This window comes from Pseudomonas sp. TE12234, from assembly GCF_054061835.1.
Genome location: NZ_JBSSEP010000006.1, coordinates 145,878 through 166,913, shown reverse-complemented (window position 1 = coordinate 166,913; position 21,036 = coordinate 145,878). Strand labels below are relative to the sequence as shown.

Annotated in this window: 16 protein-coding genes; 8 read left to right on the top strand and 8 right to left on the bottom strand. The window is 60.9% G+C overall.

The annotated features are described in order from the left end of the window. The first annotated feature begins 25 nt into the window (after nucleotides 1-25). From ptsP to ACVWYU_RS12180, 3 genes are read left to right on the top strand one after another with little or no spacing between them, the layout of a single operon-like run. Nucleotides 26-2,887: a phosphoenolpyruvate--protein phosphotransferase gene (gene ptsP, locus ACVWYU_RS12190; RefSeq protein ID WP_457372772.1), complete on the top strand. Its 2,862-nt coding sequence runs from the start codon at nucleotides 26-28 to the stop codon at nucleotides 2,885-2,887. Next, the gene (pfkB, locus tag ACVWYU_RS12185; protein WP_090315981.1) at nucleotides 2,887-3,828 is read left to right on the top strand and encodes a 1-phosphofructokinase; all 942 of its coding nucleotides are present in this window, start codon (nucleotides 2,887-2,889) and stop codon (nucleotides 3,826-3,828) included. Before ptsP ends, pfkB begins: the two co-directional genes overlap by 1 nt. 11 nt (nucleotides 3,829-3,839) lie before the next feature. Beyond that, nucleotides 3,840-5,579 (top strand): PTS fructose-like transporter subunit IIB, encoded by a 1,740-nt coding sequence (locus ACVWYU_RS12180; protein WP_090315984.1) that lies wholly within the window; start codon nucleotides 3,840-3,842, stop codon nucleotides 5,577-5,579. A gap of 123 nt (nucleotides 5,580-5,702) precedes the next feature. Here ACVWYU_RS12180 and ACVWYU_RS12175 read toward each other — a convergent pair whose 3' ends face one another. Beyond that, entirely contained in the window at nucleotides 5,703-8,231 is a 2,529-nt protein-coding gene (locus ACVWYU_RS12175; protein WP_457372771.1) for a PepSY domain-containing protein, read from the bottom strand. A gap of 259 nt (nucleotides 8,232-8,490) precedes the next feature. Further along, the gene (locus ACVWYU_RS12170) at nucleotides 8,491-10,809 is read right to left on the bottom strand and encodes a TonB-dependent receptor (RefSeq protein WP_457372770.1); all 2,319 of its coding nucleotides are present in this window, start codon (nucleotides 10,807-10,809) and stop codon (nucleotides 8,491-8,493) included. Nucleotides 10,810-11,016: 207 nt separating this feature from the next. Between ACVWYU_RS12170 and ACVWYU_RS12165 the strand changes: the two genes are divergently transcribed. Further along, a complete protein-coding gene (locus ACVWYU_RS12165) occupies nucleotides 11,017-11,697 on the top strand; it encodes a Fe2+-dependent dioxygenase (RefSeq protein WP_248914318.1) in 681 nt (226 codons plus the stop codon). A gap of 57 nt (nucleotides 11,698-11,754) precedes the next feature. Continuing rightward, nucleotides 11,755-12,453, top strand: coding sequence for a tetratricopeptide repeat protein (locus ACVWYU_RS12160; protein ID WP_457372838.1), 699 nt, complete (start codon nucleotides 11,755-11,757; stop codon nucleotides 12,451-12,453). A gap of 206 nt (nucleotides 12,454-12,659) precedes the next feature. Here ACVWYU_RS12160 and ACVWYU_RS12155 read toward each other — a convergent pair whose 3' ends face one another. Continuing rightward, nucleotides 12,660-13,823 (bottom strand): type III PLP-dependent enzyme, encoded by a 1,164-nt coding sequence (locus ACVWYU_RS12155; protein WP_090315995.1) that lies wholly within the window; start codon nucleotides 13,821-13,823, stop codon nucleotides 12,660-12,662. Here ACVWYU_RS12155 and ACVWYU_RS12150 point away from each other — a divergent pair. Further along, the gene (locus ACVWYU_RS12150; RefSeq protein ID WP_139213639.1) at nucleotides 13,822-14,385 is read left to right on the top strand and encodes a hypothetical protein; all 564 of its coding nucleotides are present in this window, start codon (nucleotides 13,822-13,824) and stop codon (nucleotides 14,383-14,385) included. The genes ACVWYU_RS12155 and ACVWYU_RS12150 overlap by 2 nt on opposite strands. Nucleotides 14,386-14,473: 88 nt before the next feature. On the opposite strand, the gene ACVWYU_RS12145 is transcribed toward ACVWYU_RS12150, so the two are convergent. Genes ACVWYU_RS12145 through ACVWYU_RS12130 form a run of 4 tightly spaced genes read right to left on the bottom strand, consistent with a single transcriptional unit; the run spans nucleotide 14,474 to nucleotide 17,925 of the window. Further along, nucleotides 14,474-15,631 carry an osmoprotectant ABC transporter ATP-binding protein OsmV gene (locus ACVWYU_RS12145; RefSeq protein ID WP_248914320.1) on the bottom strand — a complete coding sequence of 386 codons (1,158 nt, stop codon included), beginning with the start codon at nucleotides 15,629-15,631 and terminating at the stop codon, nucleotides 14,474-14,476. Continuing rightward, the gene (locus ACVWYU_RS12140) at nucleotides 15,628-16,281 is read right to left on the bottom strand and encodes an ABC transporter permease (RefSeq protein WP_090316001.1); all 654 of its coding nucleotides are present in this window, start codon (nucleotides 16,279-16,281) and stop codon (nucleotides 15,628-15,630) included. Before ACVWYU_RS12140 ends, ACVWYU_RS12145 begins: the two co-directional genes overlap by 4 nt. A 13-nt stretch (nucleotides 16,282-16,294) precedes the next feature. Then, nucleotides 16,295-17,188: a glycine betaine ABC transporter substrate-binding protein gene (locus ACVWYU_RS12135; protein ID WP_390958707.1), complete on the bottom strand. Its 894-nt coding sequence runs from the start codon at nucleotides 17,186-17,188 to the stop codon at nucleotides 16,295-16,297. Between the two features lie 20 nt (nucleotides 17,189-17,208). After that, on the bottom strand, nucleotides 17,209-17,925 hold the full coding sequence (locus ACVWYU_RS12130; RefSeq protein WP_457372769.1) for an ABC transporter permease: 717 nt from the start codon (nucleotides 17,923-17,925) through the stop codon (nucleotides 17,209-17,211). 469 nt (nucleotides 17,926-18,394) lie between these two features. On the opposite strand from ACVWYU_RS12130, the gene ACVWYU_RS12125 reads away from it, so the two are divergent. Next, the gene (locus ACVWYU_RS12125; protein ID WP_090316009.1) at nucleotides 18,395-19,978 is read left to right on the top strand and encodes a peptide chain release factor 3; all 1,584 of its coding nucleotides are present in this window, start codon (nucleotides 18,395-18,397) and stop codon (nucleotides 19,976-19,978) included. 180 nt (nucleotides 19,979-20,158) lie between these two features. On the opposite strand, the gene ACVWYU_RS12120 is transcribed toward ACVWYU_RS12125, so the two are convergent. Further along, nucleotides 20,159-20,524, bottom strand: coding sequence for a nuclear transport factor 2 family protein (locus tag ACVWYU_RS12120; RefSeq protein WP_457372768.1), 366 nt, complete (start codon nucleotides 20,522-20,524; stop codon nucleotides 20,159-20,161). Between the two features lie 229 nt (nucleotides 20,525-20,753). Here ACVWYU_RS12120 and ACVWYU_RS12115 point away from each other — a divergent pair, with 229 nt between their 5' ends. Continuing rightward, entirely contained in the window at nucleotides 20,754-21,011 is a 258-nt protein-coding gene (locus tag ACVWYU_RS12115) for a hypothetical protein (protein WP_090316014.1), read from the top strand. Nucleotides 21,012-21,036: the final 25 nt, after the last annotated feature.

The following is a 21,036-nucleotide window of genomic DNA, read 5'->3' as shown; positions in this document are numbered from 1 at the left end:
CCAACAGGTGCCAAAAGGAGAAAGCATGCTCGAGCTCACCATAGAGCAGATATCCATGGGCCAGTCGGCTGTGGATAAGTCCGCAGCCTTGCAGTTGCTGGCCCGGCATCTGGTTACCGATGGTCTGGTTGCCGATGGTTATCTCGCGGGCTTGCAGGCGCGCGAAGCCCAGGGCTCGACCTTTCTCGGTCAAGGTATCGCCATCCCCCACGGCACCCCGGAGACCCGCGATCAGGTGTTCACCACGGGTGTGCGCCTGATGCAGTTTCCCGATGGCGTTGACTGGGGCGACGGGCAGATCGTCTACCTGGCCATTGGCATCGCCGCCAAATCCGATGAACACCTGCGCCTGCTGCAATTGCTGACCCGCGCCCTCGGCGAGACCGATCTGGGCCAGGCCCTGCGCCGCGCCAGTTCCGCCGAGGCGCTGCTGAAACTGCTGCAAGGCGCGCCGCAGGAATTGGCGTTGGATGCGCAGATGATTGGCCTGGGTGTGGCGGCCGAAGATTTCGAAGAGCTGGTCTGGCGCGGTGCGCGTTTGTTGCGTCAGGCCGACTGCGTCAGCAACGGTTTCTCCGCCGTGTTGCAACAGGTCGAGGCGTTGCCCCTGGGCGATGGGCTGTGGTGGCTGCACAGTGAGCAAACAGTCAAGCGCCCCGGTCTGGCGTTCGTGACCCCGGACAAACCGCTGCGCTACCTCGGTCAGCCGCTGCACGGGTTGTTCTGTCTGGCCAGCCTGGGTGAGGCCCATCAAGCCTTGCTGGAACGACTGTGCGCGTTATTGATTGAAGGTCGCGGCCACGAATTGGGCCGTGCCACCAGTTGCCGCGCGGTGCTTGAAGTCCTCGGCGGTGAACTGCCGGCGGACTGGCCGAATGCTCGGATCGCCCTGGCCAATGCCCACGGTTTGCATGCGCGGCCGGCGAAGATCCTCGCGCAACTGGCAAAGAGTTTTGAAGGTGAAATTCGCATCCGCATCGTCGATGGTCAGGACAGCGCAGTATCGGTCAAGAGCCTGAGCAAGTTGCTCAGCCTCGGCGCCCGTCGTGGTCAGGTGCTGGAAATCATCGCCGAGCCGAGCATCGCCGCCGATGCCCTGCCCGCGTTGTTGGCTGCCATCGAAGAAGGCCTCGGTGAAGAAATCGAGCCGCTGCCACCCGTCAGCCAGCCGCGCGAAGAGTTTGTCGAGACCGCCCAGGTGCTGCTCGCCCCGGCGTCCGGTAGCGTGATTCAAGCCATCGCCGCCGCACCGGGTATCGCCATCGGCCCGGCGCATATTCAAGTGCTGCAAGCCATCGACTACCCGCTGCGAGGTGAGTCCGCCGCCATCGAACGTGATCGTCTCAAGCAGGCGCTGGCAGATGTGCGGCGCGACATCGGTGGTTTGATCGAGCGCAGCAAGGCCAAGGCCATTCGCGAGATTTTCGTCACCCATCAGGAAATGCTCGACGACCCGGAATTGACCGATGAAGTCGACACCCGTCTCAAGCAGGGCGAAAGCGCGGAAGCGGCCTGGATGTCGGTGATCGAAGCGGCGGCCCGGCAGCAGGAAGCGCTGCAGGACGCCTTGTTGGCCGAACGCGCTGCCGATTTGCGTGATATCGGTCGTCGGGTGTTGGCGACGCTCTGCGGGATCGAAACCCCGAGCGAACCCGAGCAACCGTACATTCTGGTGATGGACGAAGTCGGTCCATCCGACGTTGCGCGTCTGGACCCGACTCGCGTGGCAGGCATCCTCACCGCTCGCGGTGGCGCTACTGCCCACAGTGCGATCGTTGCCCGGGCGCTCGGTATTCCGGCATTGGTCGGTGCCGGTCCGGCCGTGTTGCTGCTGGCGCCGGGCACGCCGTTGCTGATCGATGGCCAACGCGGTCGCCTGCATGTGGACGCCGATAGCGCAACGCTGCAACGGGCCACTGAAGAACGCGACACCCGTGAACAACGATTGAAGGTGGCCGCTGAACAGCGCCATCAACCGGCCTTGACCCGCGACGGCCATGCGGTCGAAGTGTTTGCCAACATCGGTGAAAGCGCTGGCGTGACCGGTGCGGTGGAGCAGGGGGCCGAAGGCATTGGCCTGTTGCGCACCGAACTGATTTTCATGGCGCACTCGCAAGCCCCGGACGAGGCGACCCAGGAGGTCGAATACCGGCGTGTCCTCGATGGCCTGGCGGGTCGACCCCTGGTGGTGCGCACCCTTGATGTCGGCGGCGACAAACCGCTGCCCTATTGGCCGATCGCCAAGGAAGAAAACCCGTTCCTCGGTGTTCGTGGCATTCGCCTGACCCTGCAACGGCCGCACATCATGGAAGCGCAGTTGCGCGCCTTGCTGCGAGCAGCGGACAACCGTCCGCTGCGGATCATGTTCCCGATGGTCGGCAGCGTCGATGAGTGGCGCCAGGCCCGGGACATGACCGAACGCCTGCGCCTGGAAATTCCGGTCGCGGACCTGCAACTGGGGATCATGATCGAAGTGCCGTCGGCGGCATTGCTGGCGCCGGTGCTGGCCAAAGAGGTGGACTTCTTCAGCGTCGGCACCAACGACCTGACGCAATACACCCTGGCCATCGACCGTGGACATCCGACCTTGTCGGCCCAGGCCGATGGCCTGCATCCGGCGGTGTTGCAACTGATCGACATCACCGTGCGCGCCGCCCATGCCCATGGCAAGTGGGTCGGTGTCTGCGGCGAACTGGCGGCCGACCCGCTGGCGGTGCCGGTGCTGGTCGGGCTCGGTGTGGACGAGTTGAGCGTATCGGGGCGCAGCATTCCCGAGGTCAAGGCGCGGATCCGTGAACTCAGCCTGAGCCAGACGAAAACCCTTGCCCAAGCGGCGCTCGCCGTGGGCAGCGCCAACGAAGTGCGCGCATTAGTGGAGGCCCTGTAATGGCCAGGATATTAACCCTGACCCTCAACCCGGCGCTGGACCTCACCGTCCAGTTACCGCGTCTGGAACCGGGTCAGGTCAATCGCAGCGATGCGATGCACACCCACGCCGCAGGCAAAGGGTTGAACGTGGCGCAGGTATTGGCAGACCTTGGGCATCAACTCACGGTCAGCGGATTTCTCGGCGAAGACAACCTCCAGGCCTTCGAAACCCTGTTCGCCAAACGCGGCTTTGTCGACGCGTTCATCCGCGTGCCGGGCGAGACCCGCAGCAATATCAAACTGGCGGAAAGCGATGGCCGCATCACCGACATCAATGGCCCGGGGCCTCAGGTCAGTGCGAGCGCACAGCAGGCCTTGCTGGATCGTCTTGACCGGATCGCTCCGGGGCATGACGCCGTCGTCGTCGCCGGCAGCCTGCCACAGGGCGTTAGCCCGCAATGGTTGCAGGCGTTGATTCTGCGCTTGAAAAAACTCGGTTTGAAGGTCGCGCTCGACACCAGCGGCGATGCCTTGCGCGCCGCGCTCAAGGCCGGTCCATGGCTGATCAAGCCGAACACCGAAGAACTGGCTGAAGTGCTGGGTTGCGAGGTGGTTTCTGTCACCGCCCAGGCCGAAGCGGCGAACCGCCTGCACGCGCAGGGTATCGAGCATGTGGTGATTTCCCACGGAGCCGATGGCGTGAACTGGTTCAGTGTCGGTTCGGCGCTGCATGCCACGCCACCTAAAGTCAGCGTCGCCAGTACGGTGGGCGCTGGGGACTCGTTGCTGGCGGGGATGCTCCACGGCCTGGTCAGCGCCGATCTGCCCGAGCAGACCTTGCGCAGCGCCACGGCAATTGCTGCGATGGCCGTCACCCAGATCGGTTTCGGTATCAGCGATGCAGCGCAATTGGCGCGGCTCGAACAGGGTGTGCGCGTGCGCCCCCTGACAGAACAATAAGAGGGTTGGTCATGAAATTAGCCATTGTTACTGCCTGCCCGAACGGCATGGTCACCAGTGTGCTGTGCGCCCGTCTGCTGGATGCAGCGGCCCAGCGTCAGGGCTGGAGCACCAGTGTCGAAGTGAACGATGCGGCGCATCCTGAACGGCAATTGTCGGCGGCGACGATCGCGGCTGCCGAATGGGTATTGCTGGTGACCAGCGCCCCGGTGGACATGTCGCGATTCGTCGGCAAGCGAGTATTCCAGAGTACCCCGGCGCAAGCCCTGCAGGACGTCGAGGCGGTGTTGCGCCGTGGCGCCGAAGAGGCCCGGGTGTACGTCGCGCCTGAAGCCGTCGCAGAACCTGTTGCGGTAAGCAAAAACGCACCGCGCCTGGTCGCGATCACCGCTTGCCCGACCGGCGTCGCCCACACCTTCATGGCTGCCGAAGCCTTGCAGCAAGCAGCCAAGCGCCTGGGGTATGAGCTGCAAGTGGAAACCCAGGGTTCCGTCGGCGCGCGTAATCCGCTGAGTGCGCAAGCGATTGCCGAGGCTGATGTGGTGCTGCTGGCGTGCGATATCGAAGTCGCCACCGAGCGTTTCGCCGGCAAGAGAATTTATCGCTGCGGCACCGGCATTGCCCTCAAGCAGGCCGAAGCCACGCTGAACAAAGCGCTGGCCGAAGGCTCGCAGGAAAGCGTCGCGAGCGGTGCCAGCGGCCCGGTCAAGGCCGAGAAGACCGGCATCTACAAACACCTGCTCACCGGTGTCTCGTTCATGTTGCCGATGGTGGTGGCGGGCGGTCTGATGATTGCCTTGTCGTTTGTATTTGGCATCACTGCGTTCAAGGAGCCCGGCACGTTGGCGGCGGCGTTGATGCAGATCGGCGGCGAGACCGCGTTCAAGTTGATGGTGCCATTGCTGGCGGGCTATATCGCTTACTCCATCGCCGACCGTCCGGGTCTGGCGCCGGGGATGATCGGCGGGCTGCTGGCGAGCTCCCTCGGCGCCGGTTTTATCGGCGGGATCATTGCCGGTTTCCTTGCCGGCTACGCCGCCCAGGCGATCAATCGTTATGCGCGTTTGCCGCAAAGCCTTGAGGCGCTCAAGCCGATCCTGATCATCCCGTTGCTGGCCAGTCTGTTCACGGGCCTGGTGATGATCTACGTGGTCGGCAAACCCGTGGCCGGGATGCTCGAAGGGCTCACGCATTTCCTCGACAGCATGGGCACCACCAATGCGATCCTGCTTGGCGTGTTGCTGGGCGGAATGATGTGCGTCGACCTCGGCGGGCCGATCAACAAGGCCGCTTATGCGTTCTCGGTCGGGCTGCTGGCGTCGCAGAGTTATGCACCGATGGCCGCGACCATGGCGGCCGGCATGGTGCCGCCGATCGGCCTCGGCATCGCCACGTTCATCGCCCGGCGCAAGTTTGCCCAGACTGAACGCGAGGCCGGTAAAGCGGCGCTGGTGTTGGGGTTATGCTTCATCTCCGAAGGGGCGATTCCGTTTGCCGCCAAGGACCCGCTACGGGTGATTCCGGCGAGCATCGCCGGCGGTGCGCTGACCGGTGCGCTGTCGATGTATTTCGGCTGCAAGCTGATGGCGCCCCACGGTGGATTGTTCGTGCTGGCCATCCCGAATGCGATCAACCATGCATTGCTGTATTTGCTGGCGATTGTGGCGGGGAGTTTGTTGACGGCGGTGGTGTATGCGCTGGTCAAGCGGCCTGAGGTGACGGAGTTGGCGATCGAGCCCGTCAGCGCCTGATCCCCCCTGTAGGAGCGAGCCTGCTCGCGATGGACTCAACGGCGCCGCGGGCTATCAGGTGCCCCGCGTTATCGTTGACCACCCTCGCGAGCAGGCTCGCTCCTACAAGGGAAATCTGAGGTGTCAGTAAACGTCGCGGCGGTAGCGGCCCTGTTCGATCAGACGTTCCACTTCGGCGGTGCCGAGCACATCGTTGAGCACTTGATCGACGCCCGAAGCCATGCCCTGCAAGCTGCCGCAGATGTAAATCACGGCCCCTTCGGCCAGCCACTTCTTCAGTTCCTCGGCTGATTCGCGCAGGCGATCCTGAACGTAGACTTTCTCCGCCTGATCCCGCGAGAACGCCAGATCCAGGCGCTGCAGATCACCCGAAATCAACCACTCTTCCAGCTCGTCGCGACATAGATAGTCGTGTTCCCGATTGCGCTCGCCGAACAGCAGCCAGTGACGTTGTTGACCGTCGGCAATCCGCGCCTTGAGCAAGCTGCGCAGTCCGGCCAGCCCGGTGCCGTTACCCAGCAGGATCATCGGCACGGGGTTCGACGGCAGATGGAAACCGCTGTTGCGGCGCACACGCAGACTGATGGTGCTGCCCACCGGCGCATGTTCGGTAAGCCAGCCGGAGCCGACGCCGAGGCTGCCATCGGGGTGCAGTTCCTGGCGAACGATCAGCTCCAGCACGCCGTCGGCGGCAATCGAGGCGATGGAGTATTCGCGCATGGCCAGAGGCACCAGCGCATCCACCAGCGCCTGGGCATGCAGACCGACCAGATGCGCCCGATTCGTCGGCAGCTGGCGGCTGGCGAGTGCTTGCTCGAGCGGCTGCGCCCGGCCATCGAGTTCAATCGTGGCGCGACCGTCAATCCCCAGGCCGTCGAGGAAATGCTCGATTGCCCAGGAGCCATTGCGTGGCAACACTTCCACCAGGTCGCCTGCCAGCCAACTGCTGGTGGTGGGCGGTTTGAGGCCCAGCAAGTACACGGGCGAGCCGCTGCTGTCCGGGTTGAGCAACTCGCGACGAATCAGCGGCCAGTGGTCGTAGCTCGGCGCTTGCCAGGTGTCGACCGGTGCTTGCCCGGTCAGCATGCCCAGTTGTTGCTGCCAGTGACGCAACGCGTAAGGGTCGCCGCTGTCGACTTCCACCGGGGCGAACAGGGGCTTGCCGCCGTGTTCGCCCAGCCAGGTGTGCAAGCGTCGGGCAAAACCGCAGAAGTGTTGATACTGCCGGTCACCGAGACCGAGCACGGCGTAGTTCAAACGCTCCAGGCTCGACGCCCGGCCCAGCACCTTGCATTCAAAACCACGGGCGCCGTCCGGCGCCTGGCCGTCGCCGAAGGTGCTGACCACGAACAGTGCGTTGCTCGAGTTACGCAGGTCCTGCTCGCTGACGGTCGCCAGCGGTTGCACCTTCACCGGCAGGCCGGCCGCCTGTAATTGACCGGCGGTCTGCCAGGCCAGTTGCTCGGCAAAGCCACTCTGGCTGGCGAAGCTGATGAGCCACGCCGGCGCGTCGCTGGCGGGTTGGGCGAGGTCCTTGCGGGCATCCTTGATCTGGCGTTTTTTGCGTCGGCGATCGAGGTACAGCAACCAGCCGGTGACGAAAAACAGCGGCATGCTCAGCGCGGTGATCGTCAGAATGATCCGCCCGACGATGCCGAAGTAGCTGCCGACATGCAGCGCATAGAGACTGGTCAGCAGTTGCGCCTTGAAGCTCTTGTCGCTGTAGCGCTCATGCCGTTTGATATCGCCGGTGACCGGATCGAGGGTGATCTGGTTCAGCGCGCGGTCGTGAGGGGAGTTTTTCAAGAGGTAGAACACGGTCGCCGGTTGACCGGCCACGGGCGGCATGCGCGTGTTGTAGAAGCTCAGGCCGGGGCCGGCGGCGCTATAGATGCTCAGCCACATGGCCGAGTAATCGGCCGTCGGCGCCGGACCATCGGGCGTCGGGCCACGACCACCGCGTACACGCTCGTTCTGCGGTGAGTCGGAGAGCAAACGGGTCAGGCCCTTGTTGTACCACTCGTAGGACCAGGACAACCCGGTCAAGGCGGCAAGGAGGTAAAACACCAGGCACCAGGTGCCGGCGACCGAGTGCAGGTCCCAGTTGAAGCTGCGACCTTTTTTCTTCCAGTCGAGGGTCAGCCAGGCACGCCAGCTTTTCCACTGGCGGGGCCAGCGCAAGTACAGGCCGGAGAGGCAGAAGAACACCAGGATCAGGGTACAGGCACCAGTGATCTGCCGACCGGTATCGCCCATGGCGAGGAAACGGTGCAATTGCAGCATCAGGCCGAAGAAATCCTGGCCAGTGGCGTCGCCCAGCAGCTCGGCGGTGTAAGGATCGAAGTAACGCATCGGTCCGCGCCGCTCGCCCGGTGGCGGGGTGAAAAACACTTTTGCGGCGATTCCGCTGTCGATGTCGACCGAAAGCCCCGTCACTTTTTTGCCCGTGGCCGTTTCGATTTTCTCCACCAGTTCGGCGGGCGGCAGCACACCGGCGGACTGCTTCTGGACCTGAAGCACAGAGGGGTTCAGTGCGTACAGGATTTCATCCTGAAACGATACCGTCGCCCCGGTGATGCCCATCAGGGCCAGGACGAGTCCGGCGCTGATGCCAAAAAACCAGTGCAACTGGAACAGGGTTTTCTTCAACACGTCGCTCGCCTTGTTCGTTCAAAAGTCATCATCACGGCGCGCATTATGCCGTGGGTTGTCGAGAAGCATTCTTTTTTACACGCAAAAACCCCGTTCATCTGGATGAACGGGGCATGGCCCTGTTTCGGCCTTCACCCTTCTGTAGGAGCGAGCCTGCTCGCGATGGTCGTCAACGATAACGCGTAAATCCTGGAACCCCGCGTCGTTCTCAAGTCCATCGCGAGCTCGCTCCTATAGAGGTTGCGATTTCACGTTTCCATCAGAAGTGGAAGTTGGTGCTCAGCAACGCAGTACGCCCCGCCGCCTGGTTGGCGAAGTGAGTCGAGAAGGCCTTGTCGTAGTAGGTTTCATCGGTCAGGTTTTGCACGTTCAGTTGCAGGTCGATGTTTTTGGTCAGCTTGTAGGCCGCCATGGCATCGTAACGAACGTAGGAATCGACCATGGTGGTGTTGGCCACGCTGCCGAACACGTCATCGACATAGAACGCGCCGCCACCGATGGTCAGCTTCGGCGTGACCTGATAGGTCGTCCAGAGGCTGGCGCTGTTTTTCGGCGTGTTCGGCAGCTCGTTGCCGTCGTTGACCGCGCCCAGCGGGCCGCCATCGACCTGTTCGCTGTCCATGTAGGCGTAACCGGCGAAGACCTGCCATTTGTCGGTGATGCGGCCGGTCGCCGACAGTTCGACACCTTGAACGCGGGTTTTGCCGACGTTTTCATAGGACGTGGTGTTGGTCTGTACCCGAGCATTTTCTTTCTCGGTACGGAAGATATCGGCGGTCAACGACAGGCGATCGTTCATCAGGTCCCACTTGGTGCCGATTTCGTAGTTCTTGGTGGTTTCCGGCTCCATGTCGCTGCTCAGCAGATTGCCGTTGCGATCAGGCGTGCCGCCCAGCGGGTTGCCTTCCTGACCGTCGCCGAGGGTATTACCCGGTGGCGTGGCGGAAGTCGCGTACGACGCATAGATGCTGCCGTTCTCCGCCGGTTTGTAGACCACACCGAACTGACCGGTCACGAACTCACTGACGTCGTCACCCTTGGACGTGGTGGCGCCGGCGGCGGTGTAGGTCTTGTAGCGAGTGTCGAAATGGTCGTAACGCAGGCCCATGTTCACCAGCCATTGTTCGGACAGCTCAAGCGTGTCGAACACGTACAAGGCATAGGTATCGGCCTTGGTGTCGGTGCCGGCGTAGTTGCGCGAGATCGCTCCGTTCCACGGATCGCTTGGGGTCGGGTTGGACAACGAGGTGCAGTTGTAGCCGCTCGCCGCGCCGATCAGACCCGGGTTGCAGTTGGTGGTCACCGCCGCTGTCCCCGGGGTGGTGTCGGTGTTGACGTTGTACGAGGATTTTTGATTTTCCTCGTGGGTGAACTCGATACCGGTGGCGAAACTGTTCTTGAAGCCTGCGAGATGGAAATCGCCAAACAGGTCGGTCTGGTTCGTGGTCGTCTCGGTGTTGCTGACGCGGGTGTTGGCACGACGCCAGACGCTGCCGTTGTTGACGTTGCCCTTGCTGTCGTCCGGCTGGGTCAGGATGTAGTCCTGCATGCTGGTGCCGTGGCGCAGGGTGTTCTTGACCGTCAGCGAGTCGTTCAGGTCGTGCTCGATGGCGAAGGTCGCGGTGTCGGTGCGGCCCTTGCGGAAATCGCGGTTATCCAGGCCATAGAAATTGCTGCTGTCGCCGCCGTCGTTCGGCTTGTCCGGGTTGGCCTTGGTACGGGCAGCCGAGCCGGCAGCCGGGATGGAGTAGGGGATACCCGAATCCGGGGTGTCGTTGCTTTCCAGATGGTAGTAATCGAGGTTGACCCGGGTATCGGTGCCCAGGCCAAAGGCCAGCGAAGGAGCGACGCCCCAGCGATCGTAATCGACGCTGTCGCGGCCGGCGACGTTGCTTTCATGGCTCATCAGGTTCAGACGGCCGGCGGCGGTGTCGGAGAACTGATAGTTGCCGTCCATGGTGTAGCGCTGGGTTTGGTCGGAACCCCAGGTAAAGCCGCCGTCGAACGAGTCACCCAGGTGCGCCTTTTTGCTCACCAGGTTGATGCTGCCGCCCGCCGCGCCACGGCCACCGATGGCCGAGTTCGGGCCTTTGCTGACTTCGATCGATTCAACGGCAAAGATCTCGCGGCTCTGCGAACCGGTGTCGCGCACGCCGTCCAGGTAAGTATCGCCCTGGGCATCGAAGCCACGAATGAATGGACGGTCGCCCTGTGGGTTGCCGCCTTCACCGGCACCGAAGGTGATGCCTGGAACGGTGCGCAGGGCGTCCTGCATGTTCAGGGCGCCGGTGTCCTTGAGCACTTGCTGCGGGATCACGGTGATCGAGCGCGGTGTGTCTACCAGCGGCGCGGTGTACTTGGGCGAGGAGGCTTTTTCGACATTGTAGGAAGTCTGGTCCTGTGCTTCGCCAGTGATGGCGGTCGCGCCCAGGGAAATGGTGTTGCCCGGCGCTTTTTCATCGGTCTTTTCAGCCGCGAAAACCATGTGGCCCGCGGAGCCGGCGGTGATCGCCACGCCAATTGCAGAAGCGAGTAAACGCGGTGAGCTGACAGGTAATTGTGGTTGCTGGCGTGACATTTTTATTCCCCTCCCCAAGGATTTGAGGCGGCGGAATATAGGGTAAATAAGTATTCGTATCAATTGCGAAATATTGCTATTCGCACCGAATTTACATTCTTTACAATTTACCCTTACGGTTTTTACCGACTTGTTCGTCTAGCGGGTTTTACATTGTCAATAAGAATCAATACCATTAGCGCCCTTTCTATTTCTGGTGCCATGCCCATGTTGCTGCACATCCCCGGCTTGTTCGAAAAAGAAGAAGTGCGGCGCATTCGCGAGGCTCTGGAGCAGGCCGATTGGGCGGACGGCAAGATCACTGCCGGTTATCAGTCGGCCAGGGCCAAGCACAATCTGCAATTGCCCGAAGGCCATCCGCTGGCCAAGGAGATCGGCGCGGCGATGCTGGAGCGTCTGTGGAAAAATCCGCAGTTCATGTCCGCTGCATTGCCGCACAAGGTCTTTCCTCCGTTGCTGAACTGTTACACGGCCGGTGGCAGTTTTGACTTCCATATCGACAACGCAGTGCGTCAGCCCAAGGGCAGCATTGAACGGGTGCGCACTGATCTGTCGGCAACGCTGTTTTTCAGCGAGCCTGCGGATTACGACGGCGGCGAACTGGAAATCCAGGACACCTACGGCACCCAGCGCGTGAAGCTGCCGGCCGGTGACATGGTGCTGTACCCGGGCACCAGTCTGCACAAGGTCAACGCGGTCACTCGCGGGGCCCGCTACGCCTCTTTTTTCTGGACCCAAAGCCTGGTGCGCGAAGACAGCCAGCGCGCCTTGCTGTTTGAAATGGACGGCGCGATTCGTCAATTGACCCAGGACGTGCCGGACCACCCTTCGCTGATCCGCCTGACCGGCACCTATCACAACCTGTTGCGCCGCTGGGTCGAGGTGTAAGTGGCGGATTTTCGATTGCGCCGCGAAGAAGTCCTCGACGGTGATCGGCTAAAAGCCATGCTCGACGAAAGCCCTGCGCGTGCGGCCCAGGCGATTCTGATGGCCGCCGGCGAAGGCATCCTCGATGCGCAGGCATTGCTCGGGCAGATACTGCTGGACGGGCAGGGCATCGCCCGGGATCAGCTGTTGGCGGTGCGCTGGTTTGAGATCGCTGCACGACGTGGGCATTTGATGGCGCGCAACATGCTCGGTCGCTGCCATGAACATGGTTGGGGTTGCGCTGCCGATGCTGCGGTTGCCGCGCGGCATTATCGAATTGCAGCCGAAGCCGGGCTGGATTGGGCGATGTACAACTACGCCAACCTCCTGGCGACCGGGCGTGGGGTCGTCGAGAATCAAGTGCAGGCTCTGAAGCTTTATCAGGACGCCGCCGAACTTGGACACGCCAAATCGATGAACCTGCTGGGACGTTATCTGGAAGAGGGGCGGGTTTGCCCGAGGGACCTGGTGGCCGCTCGCGACTGGTATCGACGTTCGGCCGAAGGCGGGGACTTTCGCGGACAATTCAGCTTTGCGGCGGTGTTGACCGAAGAGGGAAATATCGACGACGCATTGGTCTGGCTGCGCAAGGCGCTGGCCGGGGGGAATCCGAATTTCCTGCGGGTGGCGAGTGAAGCATTGTCGGCATCGGCCGACCCAAGGGTTCGCGTGCTGGTGGCTGAATATCAGCAGCGAACTCAAGAGTTGAGCCCGTAATAAATGGATCAGCACGGCAACTGTGGCGAGGGAGCTTGCTCCCGCTGGGTCGCGCAGCGGCCCCCAAAAACGGGACTGCTGCGCAGTCCAGCGGGAGCAAACACCCTCGCCACAAGGGGGAGTCGCGGATTGTGGCTCTAAGTTGAATTCCAGGCACAAAAAAGCCCATGACGCGTCATGGGCTTTTTGCTTTCTGCGTGACGTACTTACACGTAGAACGATTTCAGCGGCGGGAAGCCATTGAACTCAACGGCGCTGTAGCTGGTGGTGTAGGCACCGGTCGACAGCCAGTACAGGCGATCGCCGATGGCCAGGTTCAGCGGCAGGCCGTACTTGTAGTTTTCGTACATGATGTCGGCGCTGTCGCAGGTTGGACCAGCGATGACGACTTCTTCCATCTCGCCTTTCTTTTCGGTCCAGATCGGGAACTTGATGGCTTCGTCCATGGTTTCGATCAGGCCGGAGAACTTGCCCACATCCGTGTACACCCAACGCTCTACAGCGGTACGGGATTTACGCGCGACCAATACCACTTCGCTGACCAGGATGCCGGCGTTGGCGATCAGCGAACGGCCTGGTTCCAGGATGATTTCCGGCAGGTCGTCACCGAAGTCTTCCTTGAGGAAGCGGATGATTTCTTCCGCGTAGGTTTCCAGGCTGTTGGTGCGGGTGATGTAGTTGGCCGGGAAGCCACCGCCCATGTTGATCAGCTTCAGTTGAATGCCGTCTTCTTCTTTCAGGCGCTCGAAGATCACTTTGACCTTGGCGATTGCCGCGTCCCAGACGCTGATATCGCGCTGTTGCGAGCCGACGTGGAAGGAGATGCCGTAAGGCACCAGGCCCAGGTCGCGAGCGAGGATCAGCAGGTCCATGGCCATGTCGGTCTGGCAGCCGAATTTACGGGACAGTGGCCAGTCGGCGGTGGTCGAGCCTTCGGTCAGGATGCGCACATAGACTTTCGAACCCGGTGCGGCCTTGGCGATGTTGCGCAGGTCCGCTTCGGAATCGGTTGCGTAAAGACGCACGCCCTTCTCGTAGAAGTAGCGGATGTCCTTGGATTTCTTGATGGTGTTGCCGTAGCTGATCTGGTCGGCGCTGACGCCACGGCTCAGCACTTTGTCCAGCTCATAGATCGAGGCGATGTCGAAGCTCGAGCCTTTTTCCTTGAGCAGGTCGATGATTTCCACGGCCGGGTTGGCCTTGACCGCGTAGTAGACCTTGGCGAATTCGAAACCGGCGCGCAGGTCGTCATAGGCCTGGCTGATCATTGCGGTGTCGATCACCACGAACGGGGTTTCTTGCTTGTCGGCGAACGCTTTCATTTTTTGAAAGGTTTCGCGCGCGAAATAGTCTTCGACCTGGATCGACATGCTGGGAACTCCTACTGGCAAACTAAAATTATCAATGGGTGCAAATGAACGTCCTCCGTATCCCCACTTTGGTTCGCCTACTTCCCAAGGCATGTCGCCGAAAGCAAAAAGGCCATGGGTAGCGTTGCTTCCCTTGGCCTTGCTGTCTCGTCGTCAGTACTTGAGCCGGATGGATCGTTTCCAGCATGGACGTTCGGCGCGAACTTTAGGGCGTGAGGGGCTTGAGATCAACAAAAAATGTCGCGTTTTTGCACTCGTCTGTCGCACGGCAACGGCACAGTCCTTTTTAACTGACACAGATGACAGCCGGATGTTCCGGATGATTTATGAAGTGTTAAAAATACCTGCACGTTCGACGCTTTTGTGCGCCAAGTCGCTAGAAAGTGCAATGTCGTCAACTTCGGCGACGTTGGCTGCGAGAATCTGGACTGAGAGGGAATTTGATTATTTAAGTGTGTGTTTGTGGATGGCTTTTGCAGGCTCTACTGTTGATATTTTTTTCCGGCCTGTGAATCACTCAAAAATCGCACAGAACCTGTGGGAGCCAGCCTGCTGGCGATGACAATTTCATCATCAAAACAGTGTTGACTGGTATTCCCCAATCGCTGGCAGGCTAGCTCCCACAGAGATTTGTGTTTTTTACTCGATTATCAGGCAACCACTGCCTCAGCCGGCGAGACGATATTGGTCTTCATCCCGCGCGAACGCCCCGAACTCAGGTACGCCGCAATCGACTCCTGTGTCACCTCACCCAAGAACACCCGCTCGGCATCCATCACCGGCAACCACGAACGGTTGAACTCGTACATCCGCGACAACAGGATGCGAAGATGTTCGTCGTACGCCGCAGTGGCGTTGAACTCGCGCAAGTATTGCCCGCAGGTGCCGGCCTGACGGTGAAGGTCGCGACGACGAACATAGCCCAGCGCCTTGTTCTCGCCGTCGGTGACCACCACGTAACGCCGGTCATGCTCATCCATCAGTTCCAGCGCGTCGGCCACCGGGGTGTGCGGGCTGACCGACGGCGCGTTGTCCGCCGCATCTTCCGCTTTCACCAACAACAGGCGCTTGAGGGTGCTGTCCTGGCCGACGAAGTTGCTGACAAAGTCATCCACCGGATGGGCGAGCAGGGTGTCCGGGTGGTCGATCTGCAACAGCTTGCCGGCCCGGAAAATCGCGATCTTGTCGCCCAGCTTGATGGCTTCGTCGATGTCGTGGCTGACCATGATCACGGTCTTGTTCAGCGCCCGCTGCATCTCGAAAAACTCGTTCTGGATCATTTCCCGGTTGATCGGGTCGACCGCGCCGAACGGTTCATCCATCAGCAGCAGCGGAGCATCGGCCGCCAGGGCGCGAATCACCCCGATGCGTTGCTGCTGGCCACCGGACAATTCCCGAGGGTAACGATGCAGATACTGCTTGGGCTCAAGCTTGATCATGCTCATCAGTTCACGAGCGCGGTCGTGACATTTCTGTTTGTCCCAACCCAACAGGCGCGGGACCACGGTGATGTTTTCCTCGATGGTCATGTTCGGGAACAGACCGATCTGCTGGATCACATAGCCGATATTGCGGCGCAGGGTCACTTCGTCGAGGGCCGTCGTGTCTTCGCCGTTGATCAGGATCTTGCCCGAGGTCGGTTTGATCAGGCGGTTGATCATTTTCAACGTGGTGCTTTTGCCGCAACCCGACGGCCCGAGGAACACGCAGATTTCGCCTTCATTGACGGTCAGGCTCACCGAATCCACGGCTTTCACATCTTTGCCGTTGCTTTGGAAGGTCTTGCTGAGGTTTTGAAGTTCGATCATTTGAGTAATCCTTTTGGGGTCAGCGAACGTTGCAGCCATTGCAGAAGCAGGTCGGCGAAGATGGCCAGCAGGCTGACCAGCACGGCGCCGACGATCAGCATCGACATGTCGCTGCGGCTGATGGAAGCGAGGATGAGCACGCCGAGGCCGCCGGCGCCGATGGTCGCGGCGATGGTCATGACACCGATGTTCATGACCACGGCAGTGCGTACGCCGGCGAGGATCACCGGCACGGCGATGGGCAGTTCGACCATGCGCAGGCGCTGGCCGAAGGTCATGCCGATACCGCGCGCGGCTTCGCGAATGCCCGGTTCGACGCCGGTCAGGGCCAGGTAGGTGTTACGCATGATCGGCAGCAGCGAGTAGAGAAACACGGCGGTGATCGCCGGCATCGGGCCCAGGCCCTGGCCGAATCTGGAATAGAAGGGCAGCAGCAGGCCGAACAGGGCAATCGACGGCACGGTCAGCAGGACCGTGGCGCTGGCTTGCAAGGGACCGGCCAGCGTCGGGAAGCGGGTCATCAGGATGCCCAGTGGTACGCCCACCAGTATCGCCAGGGTCACGGCGATGCCGACCAGGGTGATGTGCTGCCAGGTCAGGTGCAAAACCTGCGGCCAATCGAGATGGGAAAAGGCGTTCAAGAATTCCATGGCTTTTCCTCGTTCAGTTCAATGGATGCTGGCGCAGGAAATCGGCGGCCACGGCGGAAGGGCTTTCGTGGTCGACATCAACGCGCGCGTTGAGCTGGCGCATGGTGTTGTCGTCGAACAGTTCGGCCAGTGGCTTGAGTTGCTCAGCCAGTTGCGGGTGCGCGTCGAGATACGCCTGACGCACTACCGGGGCGGCGGTGTAGTCGGGGAAGTAGTGCTTGTCGTCTTCGAGCAATTTGAGTTTGAAGGCGTTCAAGCGCCCGTCGGTGGTGTAGACCAGACCGGCAAATACCTGACCGTTGCGCAGCGCGGTGTAAACCAGGCCCGCGTCCATCTGGCGGATGTTTGTACGGGTCAGGTTCATGCCGTACAGCTTGACCATGCCATCGAGGCCGTCGGAACGGTTGGCGAACTCGGTGTCCAAAGCCACCAGGTGGTTGGTCTTGGCCTCGTCCCGCAGCACCCTGTTGAGATCACTGATGGTGGTGATCTGCGGGTACTCATCGGCGACGTTCTTCGGCAGCGCCAGGGCATAGGTATTGCTGAATTTCGACGGTGTCAGCCAGACTAGGCCTTTTTTTCCGTCGAGTTCTTTCACCCGGGCGTAGGACTGTTCGCTGTCGAGTTTTTCAGTCACATGGTTGTAGGCCACCAGCGACACGCCGGTGTATTCCCAGAGCATGTCCAGTTGACCGCTTTCGTGGGCGCTGCGGGCCAGATTACTGCCCAGGCCGCCGGTGACTTGCACGTCATAACCCTTGGTGCGCAGGTATTGGGAGGTGATTTCCGCCAGCAGGGTCTGTTCGGTGAACACGCGGGCGCCGATGCGGATCAGCGGTTTGTCCGCCGCTTGGGCAAATCCTGCGCACAGCAGGACGCAGCCTAATAAAAAGCTTGATGTCTTCATGAGAGTTCCTTTGCCGAGACTTAAGACGGGCGCAAGCCGCGTTCGAGCCAGGTTCGGCTGGCCAGCGTCACCAGACCGTCGAGCAGCAGGGCCAGCAGGGCCGTGCAGGCCGCGCCCAGTAGCAATTGCGGCTGATTGTTCAGGGCGATGCCGGGGAAAATCAGGCTGCCGAGACTGTTGGCGCCGATCAGGAACGCCAGTGGCGCCGTGCCGACATTGATGGCCAGTGCCACGCGCACGCCACCGATGATGATCGGCACGGCGTTGGGCAATTCGACTTTCCACAGCACCTGGCGCGGGGTCATGCCGATGCCGACGGCCGCCTCCTTGAGCGAACCCTGGACGTTTTTCAGGCCTTCATAGGTGTTGCGCACGATCGGCAGCAGCGAGGCGAGGAACAGGGCGAAGATCGCGGGACCGCTGCCTATGCCGAGGATGCCCAGGGCGATGGCCAGCACGGCGAGGGGCGGGACGGTGTTGCCGATGTTGAAGACCTGCATGAAGCGTTCGGCGCGGCCGACCATGGTCGGGCGGCTGAGGTAGATGCCGGCGGGGATGCCCACGACGAGGGCGGCCAGCATGGAAGCGAGGACGAGAATCAGATGAGCTTGCAGGTAAAACAGCAAATCGTCGCGGTAGTGTTCGATCGTGTTGATGCCGATCCAGTGGATCAGCAGGGCCAGAAGGGCGATGACCAGCGCGCCTCCTGTCAGCCCTTTGCCATAGCGAATAGCCACAGGCGGACTCCTTTTTTCAGTCGGCGAACGCAGTCCCGTGTGGCATGCCATTCCTGGCTGCCGGGAAATCAACGTTCGCGAGAAGCAGCTCATGCCGGGCGCATTCCACTGCAGGAGCGAGCTCGCGAAAAACGTCCAGACAACGCGTACATTCAGGTACCCCGCGTTATCGTTGACGTCCATCGCGAGCAGGCTCGCTCCTACAGGCGGAACGCGTACGGCTTATCGAGCCATAAGCGCAGCCTCGTCAGGCTAACTTGCTGATTTTTCAGCCCCTGACGAAAGCCGTAACAGGGGAGTGGACGCCTCCACCTTTTAAAAGGTTCCATAATTGGCAGCCTCTGGCCACCTTTAGTGTCCTGCAGGGATCTGTTGGTCACCGCAGTCGACGGGCCGAGCGGTGGTCTGTGATGGACGGTTTGCGCTATACTCGTCGCCCTTTTTTGAATCACCTGCCAGGCGATTTCCCATGACCAAACAGGCCGCCGAAGTCGCGAAACGCCGCACTTTCGCCATTATTTCCCACCCCGATGCCGGTAAAACCACCATCACCGAGAAGCTCTTGCTGATGGGCAAGGCGATTGCGGTAGCCGGCACGGTGAAATCTCGCAAATCCGACCGCCATGCCACCTCCGACTGGATGGAAATGGAAAAGCAGCGGGGTATCTCGATTACCACGTCGGTCATGCAGTTCCCGTATCGCGAGCACATGATCAACCTGCTCGACACCCCGGGCCACGAAGACTTCTCCGAAGATACCTACCGTACCCTGACCGCGGTCGACTCGGCGTTGATGGTCCTCGACGGCGGTAAGGGTGTAGAGCCACGCACCATCGCCCTGATGGACGTCTGCCGCCTGCGTGACACGCCGATCGTCAGTTTCATCAACAAACTCGACCGTGACATCCGTGACCCGATCGAACTGCTCGACGAAATCGAAGCCGTCCTCAAGATCAAGGCCGCGCCTATCACCTGGCCGATCGGTTGCTACCGCGATTTCAAAGGCGTGTATCACCTCGCCGACGACTACATCATCGTCTACACCGCCGGTCACGGCCACGAGCGCACCGAAACCAAGATCATCGAGAAACTCGATTCCGACGAAGCCCGCGCCCACCTGGGTGACGAGTACGAGCGCTTCATCGAGCAGCTGGAACTGGTGCAGGGCGCCTGCCACGAGTTCAACCAGCAGGAATTCCTCGACGGTCAGCTGACCCCGGTGTTCTTCGGTACGGCGCTGGGCAACTTCGGTGTCGACCATGTACTCGACGCCGTGGTCGACTGGGCCCCGCGTCCGCTGGCACGTGTGGCCAACGAGCGCACCGTGGAGCCGGTGGAAGAGAAGTTTTCCGGCTTCATCTTCAAGATCCAGGCGAACATGGACCCGAAACACCGCGACCGCATCGCCTTCATGCGCATCTGCTCCGGCAAGTACGAAAAAGGCATGAAGATGCGCCACGTGCGTACTGGCAAAGACGTGCGGATCGGCGACGCGCTGACCTTCTTCTCCTCCGAACGTGAGCAACTGGAAGAAGCCTACGCCGGCGACATCATCGGTTTGCACAACCACGGCACCATCCAGATCGGTGACACCTTCAGCGAAGGCGAAACCCTGGGCTTCACCGGCATTCCGCACTTCGCCCCGGAACTGTTCCGTCGCGTACGCCTGAAGGACCCGCTGAAATCCAAGCAACTGCGCCAGGGCCTGCAACAACTGGCCGAAGAAGGCGCGACCCAGGTGTTCTTCCCGGAACGCAGCAACGACATCATCCTCGGCGCCGTCGGTGTGCTGCAGTTTGATGTGGTCGCCAGCCGCCTGAAGGAGGAATACAAGGTCGAGTGTTCCTATGAGCCGATCACCGTTTACTCGGCGCGTTGGGTCGAGTGCAGTGACAAGAAGAAGTTCGAGGAATTCTCCAACAAGGCTGTGGAAAACCTGGCCCTGGACGGCGGCGGTCACCTGACCTACCTCGCACCTACGCGGGTCAACCTGGCGCTGATGGAAGAGCGCTGGCCGGACGTGAAATTCCGTGCGACGCGTGAGCATCACTAAGCGCTGAGTTGAAACACCCAAAACCCCGTTGCGAGAGCTGCGGGGTTTTTTGTTACCTGTTGCATTCCCTGTAGGCGCGAGCCTGCTCGCGATGATTCCAGCCGCGCCGCGTTTAGTCAGGAGGTGCGCATCATCGTTAACCTCCATCGCGAGCAAGCTCGCTCCTACACAGAATGAGGGTTACCGCTGCGACAAAAGTGTTCCCTGATGGAAAACCATCTGCCATTGCTCATCCTGCTTTCGCCAGATCGAACTGCGCAAACTGCCGATGGAGCGTTGCTGGCCAAGGGTTTCGACGTGGCAGTGGTAAGTCACCAAGGCGGTGTGCTCTGACAGTGGTTTAACGGCAAACTGGCTGATGGTCCGTTGTGTGAAGTGCTCTTGGGGCAACTGCTCGACCACGTCGGCCTTGTTCCAGATGTTGCCGCTGACGCCGAACTCGATGAAGTCGGCGGCGAGCAGGTGGGAGAGCTCTTCGCCATTGCATCGCGCTGCTGGTGAAAGGAGACGTTGTTCGAGTTGCAGAAGTGTTTGAGACAGATCCATGGCCCTGGTCCTTTTTTGAGCATTGAAGATCACAACCTTCGATAGTTTGCCGAGTGCAGTGTTCTTACGATTTTTTCGGCATAACCTTTATCGCAAACCAATCTCCACGCCTATGGCATTTCCGCCGAGTCGATACCCTCCAGTCTGGAGAACCCGGCTGATCGGAACTAGATTTTACTCAGCGCCAGCCAGGCACTTGAGTTTCACCTGCGAAAGGATGGAATCGGCTATGAACAGGTTGCTACGCGTTGTATTGCTGTTGAAGGTTTTCGTGATGCTGTCCCTCGGCAGTGCGGCGGTCTGGGCCGAGTGTGAGAACCACGCTACCCAGGCGATGAGCGGGCAGGGCGGAGACAGTGGAATGATGCTCGCCAAGTCCGAATCGGAGGCGGGTGATAAGGGCCAGGGCGGCGCGGATAACGGTGATGACTCGACCACCGACGAACCGGATTCCAGTGACGACGAGGAAGGCGATAGCCAGTCGTAAGTTGCAGACAAAAGAAAACCCCTTC